This window comes from Kitasatospora sp. NPDC090091 (assembly GCF_044747365.1).
GTDB lineage: Bacteria > Actinomycetota > Actinomycetes > Streptomycetales > Streptomycetaceae > Kitasatospora.
Genome location: NZ_JBIVDY010000005.1, coordinates 75825 through 91503 on the forward strand (window position 1 = coordinate 75825; position 15679 = coordinate 91503).

Sequence of the window (15679 nt, forward strand, 5' to 3'; positions counted from 1 at the left end):
CTGCGCGAAGGTGGCCGGTTCTCGTCGACAGGTCCGAAAAACCGGATGAGAAATGACGCGGTCACGACCTACCCTCGCGGCGATGCCCGAGAACCGAACCCCCACACCCGCGCCCGTCCGCCGGTCGACGGTCCGCTCGCTGCTCCGGCTGTGGCCCTACGCCCGGCCGATCCGTCTGCGGCTGGCCGTCTCGGTCGGCGCCGCCCTGCTCGCGTCGTTCGCCCTGCTGCTCGTCCCGATGGTGCTCGGCCGGATCGTCGACGGGCCGATCGCCGACCACGACCTCGGCGCGCTGACCCCGCTGATCGCCCTGCTGCTGGCACTCGGTCTGCTGGAGGCGGGCCTCTTCTACACCCGGCGGGTCGTCCTGGCCCGGCCCCTGGCCGGGGTGGAGACGGCGATGCGCGGAGACCTCTTCGCCCGGCTCCAGCGCCTGCCGATCGCCTTCCACGACCGCTGGGGCTCCGGCCAGCTGCTCTCCCGGGCGACCTCCGACATGTACACCATGCGGCTCTTCCTGACCTTCCCGCTGGTCTTCCTGATCGTGAACTCGCTGACCTTCCTGGCCGGCACCGCGCTGATGTTCACCCAGGACTGGCGGCTCGCGCTGATCGCCCTGCTGCCCGCCGCCCCGCTGATGCTGCTGACCCGGCGGTTCGAGGTCGGCTACTCCGGCGCCGCCCGCCGCGCCCAGGACCAGAACGGCGACCTCGCCACCGTGATCGAGGAGTCCGTCCTCGGCATCCGCATCCTCAAGGCCTTCGGCCGCCACCGGGCGATGGCCGAACGCTTCCGCGGGCAGGCCCACGCGCTGCGCCGCACCGAACTGCGCAAGGCCGGCCTGCTCGCCAACCTCTGGGCGGTCATCGTCGGCCTGCCCGAGCTGGCGCTCGGCTGTGCGCTGGCGGCCGGCTGCTACCTGGTCGCGCACGACGAGCTGAGCACCGGCACGCTGGTCGCCTTCCTCTCCACCGCGCTGGCGCTGCGCTGGCCGGTCGAGTCGCTGGGCTGGCTGCTCGCCTACGCCAACGAAGCGGCCACCGCGACCGACCGGTTCTTCGAGATCCTGGACGAGCCGCTGCCCGGGGAGACCACCGTGGCCCCGGCGGCCCCTGCTGCCGCCACCTCCCCCGGACGGGACGCCGGGGTGCGCGACGGCATCCGCCTCACCGGCGTCCGCTTCCGCTACCCGGACGCCCCGCCGGACGGGCCCGACCTGCTCCACGGCATCGACCTGCACATCCGCAGCGGCGAGACGATGGCCCTGGTCGGCGCCACCGGCAGCGGCAAGACCACGCTCACCGCCCTGCTCCCCCGCCTCTACGAGGCCACCGCCGGCACCATCACCCTGGACGGCCGGGACGTCCGCGAGCTGCCCCGGGAGCGGCTGCGCGAGCTGGTCTCGGTGGCCTTCGAGGAGCCCACCCTGTTCTCGGCCACGGTCCGGGAGAACGTGCTGATGGGCGCGCCCGGCGCCGGCCCCGAGCGGCTGGCCGCCGCACTCGCCACCGCCCAGGCCGGCTTCGTCGAGAAGCTGCCCGAGGGCGTCGGGACCGAGGTCGGCGAGCAGGGGCTCAGCCTCTCCGGCGGCCAGCGCCAGCGGCTCGCGCTGGCCCGCGCGGTGGTCGGCGACCCGGAGTTCCTCGTCCTGGACGACCCGCTCTCGGCGCTGGACGTGCACACCGAGGCGCTGGTCGAACAGGCGCTGCGGCAGGTCCTCGGCTCCACCACCGCGCTGGTGGTGGCCCACCGGCCGAGCACCGTGCTGCTCGCCGACCGGGTCGCGGTGCTCGCGGACGGCCGGATCGAGGCCGTCGGCACCCACCAGGAGCTGCTGCGCAGCTCGGCGCGCTACCGCGAACTGATGTCGGGCGAGGCCGCCCTCGCACCGGAGGCCCTCGCACCGAAGGCCCTCGTCCAGGAGGCCCTCGTCCAGGAGGGGAGTCCCACCCGATGACCACCACCGTCGAACCCGACCGGAGGACCGCGAGGGACGCGCGGGAAGGCGCGGGCGCCGCGGCCGCACCGGAGGAGGAGCTCCCGTCGCCGCCCGCCGACGAGGAGGACATCCCCGTCCCACCGGGCGCGCCCCGGGCGCTGCTGCGCGCACTGCTCGGCCCGCACCGGGCCCGGATCGCCGTCGCGATGGCGGTGATCCTGCTCCAGCAGGCCGCGCTGCAGTCCGGCCCGCTGCTGGTGGCGATCGCGATGGACCGCGGCATCCCGGCGCTGCGCGAGCACGACGCCGGCCCGCTGATCGCGGTGATCTCCGCCTACCTCTGCTTCGCCCTGCTGAGCACCGTCCTGCAGTGGGCGTTCATCAGGATCAGCGCCCGGATCAACCAGGACATCCTGCTGGAGCTGCGCGGCCGGATCTTCCGGCACGCCCAGCGGCTCAGCCTGGACTTCCACGAGCGGTACACCTCCGGGCGGATCATCTCCCGCGCCACCAGTGACGTGGACGCGCTGCGCGAGCTGCTCTCCGAGGGGCTCCAGGAGCTGCTGACCGTCTTCCTCTCGGTCTGTTACATCTCGGTGCTGCTGCTGGTGATGGACTGGCGGCTCGGACTGGTCTCGCTGGCCTCCTTCGTGCCGCTGTTCCTGATCGCCCGTTCGTTCCGGAGCCGCTCGCGCCGGGTCTACCGCCGCTCGCGCACCTCGGCCGCCTCGCTGATCGTCCGGTTCACCGAGACCATGAACGGCATCCGCCCGGTGCAGGCGTTCCGCCGCGAGCAGGCCAACGACGCCGCGTTCGGCGTGGTCAACCGGCAGTCGGCCACCGCCACCGCGGACGGCCTGCTGGAGATCGCCCGGTACGTCGGCCTCTCCCGCACCACCGCCAACGTCTGGATCACCGGGGTGGTGCTGCTCGGCGCCTTCCTGGTCACCGACGGCGCCGTGGAACTGGGCGTGCTCACCGGCTTCGTCCTCTACCTGCGCCGGCTGTTCGACCCGATCGACCATCTGGCGATGTTCCTGAACAGCTACCAGTCGGCCGCCGCCGCCCTGGAGAAGATCGCCGGTCTGCTCGCCCACGAGCCGACCGTGGTCGAGCCGGCCGAGCCCGCGAAGCTGCCGGAGCCGCGCGGCGCGGCGGGCGAGCGGGTGGTGGGCCGGGAGGTGCGCTTCGAGAAGACCCACTTCGCCTACCGCACCGGCAAGGAGGTGCTGCCCGCCTTCGACCTGGTGCTGCCGGCCGGCCGGACGGTGGCCGTGGTCGGCGCCACCGGCGCGGGCAAGTCGACCGTCGCCAAGCTGCTGGCCCGTTTCTACGACCCGACCGGCGGCCGGATCACCCTGGACGGGGTGGACCTGCGCGACCTCGCCACCGCGGAGCTGCGGCGCGGGGTGGTGATGGTGACCCAGGAGTCCTTCCTGTTCTCCGGCACCGTCGCCGAGAACATCGCGATCGGCCGCCCCGGCGCCACCCGCGAGGAGGTCGAGCAGGCCGCCCGGGACATCGGCGCGTACGAGTTCATCGCCGCGCTGCCGGACGGCTTCGACACCGACGTGCGCAAGCGCGGCGGGCGGATCTCGGCCGGCCAGCGCCAGCTGGTCGCCTTCGCCCGCGCGCTGCTGGCCGACCCGGCGGTGCTGATCCTGGACGAGGCGACCAGCTCCCTCGACGTGCCGGGCGAGCAGGCCGTCCAGCGGGCGATGCGCACCGTGCTGGCCGGGCGGACGGCGGTGATCATCGCCCACCGGCTCTCCACGGTCGAGATCGCCGACCGCGTCCTGGTGATGGACCAGGGCCGCATCGTCGAGGACGGCACCCCGGAGGAGCTGATCGGCGGCGCCGGCCGGTTCGCCGAGCTGCACCAGGCCTGGCGGGACAGCCTGGTCTGAGCCGCGCCCCCGCGTAGGGCCGGACAGGGCCCGCGGGGGCCCGCGACGGGGCGGGGGCCGCGGATCACCGCGGCCCCCGCCCCGTTCTCAGCGCAGCAGCCCCGCGTCCATCCCGGTCGACTCGGCGGGCAGCGCGACCAGGCCCAGCTCGGCCGGCGAGGCCAGCCGCGGGTGCGCGGGCAGCACCCGGACGGTGTACCCGAACGGGCCGGTCCGGGAGAGCTCCAGCGAGCCCTCGTAGCGGGTGCGGCCGTCGAGGTCCGGCCCGCCGACCGGCTTGAGCGCGAGCACCCGGGCGTCCGAGATGCCGTCCGACTCGTCGACCCGCCCGGAGACCGCCTGTACCTCGACGTCCCCGGGCTCCAGGGTGCCGAGCGCGACCTGCACCCGCAGCGCCAGCGAGCTGCCCAGCTCCTGCGCCTCGTCGGGGCACTCCGCCTCGACGTGCTCGACCCGGACGGCCGGCCAGGACTCCCGGACCCGCGCCTTCCAGCCGGCCAGCTCCCGCGCGCCGGCGTGGTCGGCGGCGGCCAGCTCCCGCTGGGCGAGGGCGGCCGGGGTGTACAGCCGGTCGACGTACTCGCGGACCATCCGCCCGGCCAGCACCTTGGGCCCGAGGGTGACCAGGGTGTGCCGGACCATCGCGATCCAGCGGTGCGGCAGTCCGTCCGCGCCGCGGTCGTAGAAGCGGGCGGCCACCTGGTGCTCGATCAGGTCGTACAGCGCGGCGGCCTCGATGTCGTCCCGCCGCTCGGCCTCGCCGCTGTCCGGATCGAGGACGCCGCCGGCCTCGTCGGCGGTGGGGATCGCCCAGCCGTTCTGGCCGTCGTACCACTCGTCCCACCAGCCGTCCAGGACGGACAGGTTGAGGCAGCCGTTCAGCGCGGCCTTCATCCCCGAGGTGCCGCAGGCCTCCAGCGGGCGCAGCGGGTTGTTCAGCCAGACGTCGCAGCCGGGGTAGAGGTGCCGGGCCATCGCCATGTCGTAGTCCGGCAGGAAGACGATCCGGTGGCGGACCGCCGGGTCGTCGGCGAAGGCCACCATCTGCTGGATCAGCCGCTTGCCGCCGTCGTCGGCCGGGTGGGCCTTGCCGGCGACCACGATCTGCACCGGCCGGGTGGGGTGCAGCAGCAGCGCCCGCAGCCGGTCCTGGTCGCGCAGCATCAGCGTGAGCCGCTTGTAGGAGGGCACCCGGCGGGCGAAGCCGATGGTCAGCACGTCGGGGTCGAGCGCGGAGGCGACCCAGCCGAGCTCGGCCTCGCCGGCGCCGCGCTGGCGCCAGGAGGCGCGCAGCCGGCTGCGGGCCTCGTCGACCAGCTGGGACCGCAGGGTGCGGCGCAGCTCCCAGACGTCGGTGTTGGCGATCTTCTCCAGCCCGGTCCAGCGCTGGGCGTCGCCGGTGGTCATCGCGGACTCGGCACGCTCGGCACCGATCTCGGCGGCGCCGAGCCGGACCACCGCCGGGTCGATCCAGGTGGCGGCGTGCACGCCGTTGGTGACCGAGGTGATCGGCACCTCGGCGGGGTCGAAGCCCGGCCAGAGGCCGTTGAACATCGACCGGCTGACCTCGCCGTGCAGGGTCGAGACGCCGTTGGCGCGCTGGGCGAGCCGCAGACCCATGGCGGCCATGTTGAACAGCTTCGGGTCCCCGCCGCGCCAGGACTCGGCGCCGAGCGCGAGCACCTGGTCGACCGGCACGCCGGGCAGCGCGGCGTCGCCGCCGAAGTGGCGGGCGACCAGGTCGCGGTCGAACCGGTCGATGCCGGCCGGTACGGGGGTGTGGGTGGTGAACAGGGTGCCGGCCCGGACGGCCTCCAGGGCGGCGGCGAAGTCGAGGCCGGGCCCGGCCGCGCCGTCGGCGATCAGCTCGCGGATCCGCTCGACGCCGAGGAAGCCGGCGTGGCCCTCGTTGGTGTGGAAGACCTCGGGGGCGGGGTGGCCGGTGAGCCGGCAGTAGGAGCGGACCGCGCGGACGCCGCCGATGCCGAGCAGCATCTCCTGGAGCAGCCGGTGCTCGCTGCCGCCGCCGTAGAGGCGGTCGGTGACGTCGCGCTCGGCGGGCGAGTTGGCCTCGATGTCGGAGTCGAGCAGCAGCAGCGGGACGCGGCCGACCTGGGCCTTCCAGACGTGCGCCGCGAGGGTCCGGCCGCCGGGCAGGGCGAGGTCGACCCGGCAGGGGGTGCCGTCGGTCTCCCGGAGCAGGGTGACGGCCAGTTCGTCCGGATCCAGCAGGGGGTAGCGCTCCTGCTGCCAGCCGTCCCGGTCGAGGGACTGGCGGAAGTAGCCGTGCCGGTAGAAGAGCCCCACGCCGATGATCGGGACGCCGAGGTCGCTGGCGGCCTTGAGGTGGTCTCCGGCCAGGATGCCGAGGCCGCCGGAGTACTGGGGCAGGGCGGCGGCGATGCCGTACTCGGGCGAGAAGTAGGCGACGCCGGCGGGCTGTGCGGCGCCGGCCGCCTGCTCGGCGGCCTGGTACCAGCGCGGGCCGGCCAGGTACTCCCGCAGGTCGTCGGCGAGGTCGCCGAGTCTGCGCAGGAACCGCCGGTCGGCGGCGAGCGCGGCGAGCCGGGCGGCCGGGACCTCCCCGAGCAGGCGCACCGGGTCCTCACCCGTCGCGGCCCAGACCTCCGGGTCCACGGACCGGAAGAGGTCCCTGGTCTCGGGGTGCCACGACCAGCGCAGATTGAGGGCCAGCTCGTGCAACGGCTGGAGTTGTTCGGGCAGGACGGTGCGGACGGTGAATCTGCGGATTGCCTTCACGGCGTGAAGCGTAGCCGTGGCCGCCGCCGTGATGGTGCGTCAAGTGGGCTATTGCGCCTCCGTTCGGCCTATTGATGAGATCGCATTCGGCGCATTGGACTGCACGGGGGGCGCGCGAGGCGCACTTTCCGGCGGTTCGCGCTACCAATGCATGAACACTGCGGAACAGATCCATTTCCGCCGGGCCCATCTGCCCCGAGAAGGCCCGAAACTACTGTCGTACCGCTGCGAAAGTCTTGTCCCCGATGCGACTATGAACCAAGGTCGTTGATGCTGTGGGGAGTGCGGCGACGGGTGGCGCCCCCCTTGAAGCAGCACGTCCGAATCCTTTTCGCGTTGATCGTTCCTCATCCTCCTTAGCCCATTCGGCGCTCACCGCGCACCGGTGCGTGTCCTCGTCCTCGGCCTGCTCGTTCACGGGTGGGTTGGGTCGCCCAGGGGCGTGCCCCGAGAGGCGTGCGCCGGGACGCGCGCGGGCTCTCGGGCTCCCCGTCACGGGCTTGGCGGGAGCGGGGCAGGTTGCCGGGGACGGCGGCGCGGGCAGGCTTCCGGTCGCACGGCCTCCCCCACCCAGCAGTCCTCCCGGTACTCCCCCCGGCCCGTGCGGCCCGCGGGAGCTGCCGCCGATCTCGGGCAGGAGTTTGGCATGCACGGCGACACGCGGGACCAGTCCACACCGGTGGCCGACACCCTCGACACAGCGGTCGCGGAATCCGCCGGACGGATGGATTCTGACACTCGGACAGACGCGCCGATGCCGGGACCCCGGGGTGCCGGGGCTATCCGTACGGAGCAGCAGGCAGAGCCGGCCCGACAACCCGGGGCCGAGGAGAGCCGACCCGCGGCACCGCGCAAGCGCACCACCACCCGGCGCAGCGCCACCGCCGCCACGTCCACCGCCGAGACCACCGCCGGAGCCGGCACCGCCACCGCGAAGGCCGCCACCGCGAAGGCCGGCGCAGCGCCCCGAAAGGCCCCCGCCCGGGCCGCGGCCGGTCGGACCTCCCCCGCCCGCAAGACCGCCGCCCGCAAGACGACAGAGAGCGACACCGTGATCGGCCGCATCCCCGTCCTGGACGTCAACCCCCTGGTGGACGCCGGCCGCCGCCCGGCCAAGGCCGTGGTCGGCGAGACCTTCCTGGTCACCGCCACCGTGTTCCGCGAGGGCCACGACGCGGTGAACGCCAACGTCGTCCTGCGTGACCCGCGCGGCCGCAGCGGCCCCTGGACGCCGATGCGCGAGCTCGCCGAGGGCACCGACCGCTGGGGGGCGTACGTCACGCCGACCACGCCCGGCCGCTGGTCCTACCTGGTGGAGGCGTGGAGCGACCCGGTCGCCACCTGGCGCCGGACCGCCGCCGTGAAGCTGCCGGCCGGGATCGACACCGCGCTGGTGCTGGAGGAGGGCGCGCTGCTGCTGGAGCGGGCCGCGGGCGGGGTGCCGAAGAAGGAGGGCCGGGCCCACGTGCTGGCCGCGGTGGACGCCCTGCGCGACGCCGGCATGCCGCCGCTCTCCCGGCTGGCCGCCGCGCTCGCCCCCGAGGTGCTGGACCTGCTGGCCCGCTACCCGCTGCGCGAACTGGTGAGCGCCTCCCGCCCGCTGCCGCTGCAGGTGGACCGCGAGCGGGCGCTGTTCGGCTCCTGGTACGAGTTCTTCCCGCGTTCGGAGGGCGCGGTGGTGGACCCGGCGGGCGTCGAGCCGCCTCGCTCGGGCACCCTGCGCAGCGCCGCCGAGCGGCTGCCGGCGGTCGCCGCGATGGGCTTCGACGTGGTGTACCTGCCGCCGGTCCACCCGATCGGCCGGGCCTTCCGCAAGGGCCCGGACAACACCCTGACGGCCGGTCCGCACGACGTCGGCTCCCCGTGGGCGATCGGCTCGCCGGAGGGCGGGCACGACGCCGTCCACCCGGACCTCGGCACCCTCGGGGACTTCGACCACTTCGTCGCCGAGGCCACCGCGCTGCACCTGGAGGTGGCGCTGGACTTCGCACTGCAGTGCTCACCGGACCACCCGTGGGTGAACAAGCACCCGGAATGGTTCACCCACCGCGCCGACGGCACCATCGCCTACGCGGAGAACCCGCCCAAGAAGTACCAGGACATCTATCCGATCAACTTCGACCAGGACATGGACGGAATCGTCAAGGAGACGATTCGGATCCTCCGGTTCTGGATGTCCCACGGAGTGCGGATCTTCCGGGTCGACAACCCGCACACCAAGCCCGTGGTGTTCTGGGAACGCGTGCTCGGTGACATCGCCCGCACCGACCCGGATGTCGTGTTCCTGGCGGAGGCGTTCACCCGGCCCGCAATGATGCACGCCCTCGGGAAGATCGGTTTCCACCAGTCGTACACGTACTTCACCTGGCGCAACACCAAGCAGGAACTCACCGACTACCTCACCGAGCTCTCCGGTGACGCAGCCGCCTACATGCGGCCCAACTTCTTCGCCAATACCCCGGACATCCTGCACGCGTACCTCCAGACCGGCGGCCGGGCGGCGTTCGCGATCCGCGCCGTCCTGGCCGCCACCCTCGCCCCCAGCTACGGCGTCTACGCCGGCTACGAGCTGTACGAGAACGAGCCGGCCCACCCGGGCTCCGAGGAGTACCTGCACTCGGAGAAGTACGAGCTCCGCCCGCGGGACTGGAACCGCACCGACACCCTGGCCCCGCTGCTCACCGTGCTGAACCGGCTGCGCCGCCGCCACCCCGCCCTCCAGCAACTGCGCAGCCTGCGCTTCCACCCGACCGACAACGACCAGGTGCTCGCCTACTCCAAGACCGCGACCACCCCGGACGGCCTCACCGACCACGTCATCACGGTGGTCAACCTGGACCCGCACCACGCCCAGGAGGCCACCGTCACCCTCGACGGGGACGGGCCCTTCGTGGTGCACGACGAGCTCACCGGCGCCGCCTACACCTGGGGCCGGCACAACTACGTCCGGCTCGATCCCTCAGCCGAGCCGGCTCACCTCCTCACGGTTCGGAGGAACCCAGCGTGACAGTGAACGAGCCCGTCCCCGACACCTTCCCCGAGACCTCGAAGAAGAACCTGGACCCGGAGTGGTTCAAGCGTGCGGTCTTCTACGAGGTGCTGGTGCGGTCCTTCCAGGACAGCAACGGCGACGGGGTCGGGGACCTCAAGGGGCTCACGTCCAAGCTCGACTACCTGCAGTGGCTCGGGGTCGACTGCCTCTGGCTGCCGCCGTTCTTCGCCTCGCCGCTGCGCGACGGCGGGTACGACGTCGCCGACTACAAGTCGGTCCTGCCGGAGTTCGGCGACCTCGCCGACTTCATGGAGTTCGTGGACGCCGCGCACGCCCGCGGCATGCGCGTGGTCATCGACTTCGTCATGAACCACACCAGCGACCAGCACCCCTGGTTCCAGGCCTCCCGGGAGGACCCGGACGGCCCGTACGGCGATTTCTACATGTGGGCCGACGACGACAAGCAGTACCCGGACGCCCGGATCATCTTCGTCGACACCGAGACCTCCAACTGGACCTACGACCCGGTGCGCAAGCAGTACTTCTGGCACCGCTTCTTCTCCCACCAGCCGGACCTCAACTACGACAACCCCCGGGTCCAGGACGAGATGATCGCCGCGCTCCGGTTCTGGCTCGACCTGGGCATCGACGGCTTCCGGCTGGACGCCGTGCCGTACCTGTTCGCCCGCGAGGGCACCAACTGCGAGAACCTGCCGGAGACGCACGAGTTCCTCCAGCGGGTCCGCAAGGAGATCGACGCCGACTACCCGGACACCGTGCTGCTGGCGGAGGCCAACCAGTGGCCGGAGGACGTCGTCGACTACTTCGGCGACTTCGCCTCCGGCGGCGACGAGTGCCACATGGCGTTCCACTTCCCGGTGATGCCGCGCATCTTCATGGCGGTCCGCCGGGAGTCCCGCTACCCCGTTTCGGAGATCCTGTCCAAGACCCCGCGCATCCCGCACGGCTGCCAGTGGGGCATCTTCCTGCGCAACCACGACGAGCTGACCCTGGAGATGGTCACCGACGAGGAGCGCGACTACATGTACGCGGAGTACGCCAAGGACCCGCGGATGCGCGCCAACGTGGGCATCCGCCGGCGGCTCGCCCCGCTGCTGGAGAACGACCGCAACCAGATCGAGCTGTTCACCGCCCTGCTGCTCTCCCTGCCCGGATCGCCGGTGCTGTACTACGGGGACGAGATCGGCATGGGCGACAACATCTGGCTGGGCGACCGGGACGGCGTGCGCACGCCGATGCAGTGGACCCCGGACCGCAACGCGGGTTTCTCCTCCGCCGACCCGGGCAGGCTCAGTCTGCCGCCCATCATGGATCCGGTGTACGGCTACCAGGTGACCAACGTCGAAGCGCAGCAAAGCAGTTCGAGTTCACTGCTGCACTGGACGCGTCGCATGATCGAGATCCGCAAGCTCAATCCGGCGTTCGGTCTCGGGACGTACACCGAGCTGCCCTCCAGCAACCCCGCGGTGCTGGCCTTCGTGCGTGAGCACGAGGGGGACCTGGTCATGTGCGTGAACAACTTCTCGCGGTTCGCGCAGCCGACCGAACTGGACCTGCGGCAGTACGGCGGGCGGTACCCGGTGGAGCTGATCGGCGGGGTGCGCTTCCCCTCGATCGGCGAGTGGCCGTACCTGCTCACCCTCGCCGGCCACGGCTTCTACTGGTTCCAGCTCCGCCGGCCCCCGCGGCTGAGCGGGACCAGGCGATCGAAGTAACGATCCGCCGGAGGGCGCACCACCGCACCACCGCGGGCAGCCCCGCGGGCACCACCTGACCCTCCGGGGGCGCGAGTTGAAACCCCCGCGCCCCCGGAGTTCTCTGCACCACCGCGTACGGAGAACAGCCCAACGGCCACCCACACGAAGGCGTGACACCCGAGCCCCCCGCTCGCGTGCCGCAGCCGCCGCGCCGCCGAAATCCGGAAGACTGACGGACCCGGCCAGACCCGTCGGGCAGTCCGCCCGCTTCCGGGGAAAGGGAGTCATGTCCGAAACCTCCCGTTCTCAGGCCCACCTGCACCGCGACACCCCCGCCGGCACCGCCGCGCCGGCGGGCCCGCGGGGCGTCGGGGCCCGGAGAACCGCACTGGGGGTCAGCGAACTCGTCCAGGCGGCGCTGCCGCTGATCGCCGAGTGGCTCCCCACCCAGCGCTGGTACGCCGGCAAGGGACGGCCCATCACCGGCCTGACCCCGGTGGTCGGCACCCCGCTCCAGGTCGGCGACCCCGCCCTGCTGCACCTGCTGCTGCGGGTCGAGCACGCCGCCACCGCCGGCGCCCCGCACGGGGACCTCTACCAGCTGCTGCTCGGCATCCGCTCGCAGGGCCCGGCGGACATCGAGCCGACCGCGGTGCTCGGCCGGCTCAGCCAGGGCCCGTACGACGGCGCCGCGCTCTACGACGCGGTGCACGACCCGGAGCTGACCGGGCGGCTGCTGGAACACCTGGCCACCGGCGACCGGTTCGGCTCGCTGTCGTTCCGCCGCACCCCCGGCTCCGGCCTGCCCGCCAACCTCCCCGGGCGCGCCTCCACCGCCGAGCAGTCCAACAGCTCGGTCATCTACGGCACCTCGTACATCCTCAAGCTGTTCCGGCGCATCCACCCCGGCACCAACCCGGACCTGGAGCTCTCACTGGCGCTCTCGCGGGCCGGCTCCACCCGGATCCCCCGGGTCGCCGCCTGGTTCGAGAGCCGCCTGGAGCGGGCCGAACCGGCCACCCTCGGCCTGCTCCAGCGCTACCTGCCGGAGGCCGAGGACGGCTGGGAGCTGGCGCTGGACCAGGTCGGCCGGCTCAAGGGGGACCCGTCACCCGGCAACTTCGCGATCGAGGCGCACCGGCTCGGCCGGGCCACCGCGGAGGTGCACCGGGTGCTGGCCCGCTCGATGCCGGTGGCCCGGCTGGACCGGGCCCAGACCCGGCAGCTGGCCACCGCGATGGCCGACCGCCTGGACAGCGCGGTGGCCGCCGTCCCCGGACTGATGCGCTACCGGGCCGCGCTGCGCAGCGCCTTCCAGCAGCTGGCCGACGCCCACCCGGACGGGATGCCGGTCCAGCGGATCCACGGCGACCTGCACCTCGGCCAGGCCATGCGGACCCCGCACGGCTGGGTGCTGCTGGACTTCGAGGGCGAGCCGGCCAAGTCGGTGGCCGAGCGGCGCGAGCCGCAGACCGCACTGCGGGACGTCGCCGCGATGCTCCGCTCCTTCGACTACGCGGCTGCCCACCTGCTGGCCGGCGGTCCGCCCGACCCGGAGCTGGCCCATTTGGCCGCCGCCTGGGCGCAGCGCAACCGCACCGCGTTCTGCGCCGGCTACACCGCCGGCGGCGGCACCGACCCGGCCGCCTCGCCGGAGCTGATGCGCGCGCTGGAGATCGACAAGGCGGTGTACGAGGTGGTCTACGAGGCCCGGCACCGGCCCAGCTGGCTGCCGATCCCGCTGGCCGCGATCAACCGGCTCGCCCTGACCGTCTGAACCGGGGCCGGCCGACCCGGGCCGGCATCCCGACCCGGCCCAGCCCGTCCTCGCCCCGTCCCGCCCACGTTCCCAAGGCTCCACCCCGCTCCCGCCCCCGGAGCAGGCCCACCTTGCCGCCGACGTTCCCGCGGCCACCCCGATTCCGCAGGAGGACCACGCCGTGACGCCGCTCGACCCGCCCGGCCGCACCACCCGTACCGTCCCCGCCACCTTCCTGGCATCCGCGGACTCCCCCCGGCGCGAGCCCGCGGCCCCCGCAGCGCCCGCGGCTGCCGCGGCGCCCGCCGCCCCCCGGCGCGCCGAACCGCAGCCGCCGGCGGCGGACGAGGGCCCCGCCGCGCCGGTGGGCGCGCTGCGCCTGCCCGAGGCGCCGCTGCCGCCCGCCGAGGTGGACCGGCTGGTCGGCGGGAAGCACCACGACCCGCACGCCCTGCTCGGCGCGCACCCGGTGCACGGCGGCACCGCGATCCGGGTGCTGCGCCCGTTCGCCGAGCGGGTGGTGGTGGAGACCGCGCACGGCCCGGCGGAGCTCACCCACCAGCAGAGCGGCCTGTTCACCGGCCTGCTGGCCGGCGCCGAGGTGCCCGACTACCGGCTGCTGGTGACCTACCCCGGCGGCGCGCCGCTGCGCCAGCACGACGGCTACCGCACCCCGCCGACCCTCGGCGAGCTGGACCTGCACCTGATCTCCGAGGGCCGGCACGAGCAGCTCTGGAAGGCGCTCGGTTCGCACGTGCGCACCGTCGGCGGGGTGCACGGCACCGCGTTCGCGGTCTGGGCACCCAACGCGGTCGGCGTCCGGCTGATCGGCGACTTCAACCACTGGGACGGCACCGGGCACCCGATGCGCTCGCTCGGCTCCTCCGGCATCTGGGAGCTGTTCGTCCCGGACCTGGCCGAGGGCACCCAGTACAAGTACGAGATCCACACCCGGCAGGGCTGGGTGCTCGACAAGGCCGACCCGCTGGCCCGGGCCGCCCAGTGCCCGCCCGGCACCGCCTCGGTGGTCACCTCCTCCTCGTACCAGTGGCAGGACGGCGAGTGGATGGCCCGGCGGGCCCGCTCCGCGCACCACCGGGCGCCGATGTCGGTGTACGAGCTGCACCTGCCGTCCTGGCGGCCCGACCTCACCACCTACCGCGAAATCGCCGAAGAACTCCCGCGCTACCTCCAGGAGTTGAACTTCACCCACGTGGAGTTCATGCCGGTGATGGAACACCCGTTCGGCGGCTCCTGGGGCTACCAGGTCTCCGGCTACTACGCCCCCACCGCCCGGCTCGGCACCCCCGACGACTTCCGCCACCTGGTCGACACCCTGCACCGGCACGGCATCGGCGTGATCGTCGACTGGGTGCCCGCGCACTTCCCCAAGGACGACTTCGCGCTGGCCCGCTTCGACGGCGAGCCGCTGTACGAGCCGGCCGATCCGCTCCGGGCCGAGCACCCGGACTGGGGCACCCTGGAGTTCGACTACGGCCGCACCGAGGTGCGCAACTTCCTGGTCGCCAACGCGGTGTACTGGTGCGAGGAGTTCCACATCGACGGCCTGCGGGTGGACGCCGTCGCCTCGATGCTCTACCTCGACTACTCCCGCGAGGGCGGCGCCTGGACGCCCAACCAGCACGGCGGCCGGGAGAACCTGGACGCGGCCGCGTTCCTCCAGGAGATGAACGCCACCGTCTACCGCCGCTGCCCCGGCGTGATCACCGTCGCCGAGGAGTCCACCGCCTGGGACGGCGTCACCCGGCCCACCGACAGCGGCGGCCTCGGCTTCGGGCTGAAGTGGAACATGGGCTGGATGCACGACTCGCTGGTCTACATGTCCAAGGAGCCGGTGCACCGCAAGTACCACCACAACGAGATGACCTTCTCGATGGTGTACGCCTACTCGGAGAACTACATCCTGCCGATCTCGCACGACGAGGTGGTGCACGGCAAGCAGGCGCTGGTCGCCAAGATGCCCGGCGACTGGTGGCAGCAGCGCGCCAACCACCGCGCCTACCTGGGCTTCATGTGGGCGCACCCGGGCAAGCAGCTGCTCTTCATGGGCCAGGAGTTCGCCCAGGGTGCGGAGTGGGACCACGAGCACGGCCCGCAGTGGTGGGTGCTCGACGAGGCGTGGCCGGCCGCCGAGGAGCACCTCGGGGTGCGCCGCCTGGTCCGCGACCTCAACCGGCAGTACCTGGACGCCCCGGCCCTCTGGGAGCAGGACAACACCCCGGACGGCTTCCGCTGGCTCGACGGCGGCGCCGCCGACGACAACCTGCTCTCCTTCGTCCGCCACGCGGCCGACGGCACGCCGCTGGTCGCCGTCTGCAACTTCTCCCCCGTCGTCCGGCACGGCCACCGGGTCGGCCTGCCCGCGCTCGACGGCCGCGAGCAGCTCTGGGAGGAGGTGCTGAACACCGACGCCGAGACCTACGGCGGCAGCGGCGTCGGCAACTCCCGCCCGGTCAAGGCCGAGGCCGTCGAGTGGAACGGCCGGCCCCGCAGCGCCGAGCTGGTGCTCCCCCCGCTCGCCACCATCTGGCTCCGCCCGGCCTGAGGCTCTAGGCTCCCCGTCTGGGACTGATCGTCAGCAGG

7 protein-coding genes are annotated in these 15679 nt (G+C 73.1%); 6 read left to right on the forward strand and 1 reads right to left on the reverse strand.

Features of this window, described 5'->3' with window-relative positions; all coding sequences use genetic code 11:
- The first annotated feature begins 82 nt into the window (after window positions 1-82).
- Both ACIPSC_RS10265 and ACIPSC_RS10270 read left to right on the forward strand, forming a co-directional pair.
- On the forward strand, window positions 83-1957 hold the full coding sequence (locus tag ACIPSC_RS10265) for an ABC transporter ATP-binding protein (RefSeq protein WP_400824620.1): 1875 nt from the start codon (window positions 83-85) through the stop codon (window positions 1955-1957).
- On the forward strand, window positions 1954-3846 hold the full coding sequence (locus tag ACIPSC_RS10270; protein ID WP_400824621.1) for an ABC transporter ATP-binding protein: 1893 nt from the start codon (window positions 1954-1956) through the stop codon (window positions 3844-3846). Before ACIPSC_RS10265 ends, ACIPSC_RS10270 begins: the two co-directional genes overlap by 4 nt.
- Window positions 3847-3933: 87 nt before the next feature.
- Here ACIPSC_RS10270 and glgP read toward each other — a convergent pair whose 3' ends face one another.
- Entirely contained in the window at window positions 3934-6606 is a 2673-nt protein-coding gene (gene glgP / locus ACIPSC_RS10275) for an alpha-glucan family phosphorylase (RefSeq protein WP_400824622.1), read from the reverse strand.
- Between the two features lie 1051 nt (window positions 6607-7657).
- On the opposite strand from glgP, the gene ACIPSC_RS10280 reads away from it, so the two are divergent.
- From ACIPSC_RS10280 to glgB, 4 genes are all read left to right on the forward strand, one after another.
- Entirely contained in the window at window positions 7658-9613 is a 1956-nt protein-coding gene (locus ACIPSC_RS10280) for an alpha-1,4-glucan--maltose-1-phosphate maltosyltransferase (protein ID WP_400824965.1), read from the forward strand.
- Window positions 9610-11334, forward strand: coding sequence for a maltose alpha-D-glucosyltransferase (gene treS, locus ACIPSC_RS10285; protein ID WP_400824623.1), 1725 nt, complete (start codon window positions 9610-9612; stop codon window positions 11332-11334). The genes ACIPSC_RS10280 and treS overlap by 4 nt, the downstream gene beginning before the upstream one ends.
- Before the next feature lie 268 nt (window positions 11335-11602).
- Window positions 11603-13093 (forward strand): phosphotransferase, encoded by a 1491-nt coding sequence (locus ACIPSC_RS10290; protein ID WP_400824624.1) that lies wholly within the window; start codon window positions 11603-11605, stop codon window positions 13091-13093.
- A 163-nt stretch (window positions 13094-13256) separates the two neighbouring features.
- Window positions 13257-15641, forward strand: coding sequence for a 1,4-alpha-glucan branching protein GlgB (glgB, locus tag ACIPSC_RS10295; RefSeq protein WP_400824625.1), 2385 nt, complete (start codon window positions 13257-13259; stop codon window positions 15639-15641).
- Window positions 15642-15679 lie beyond the last annotated feature (38 nt).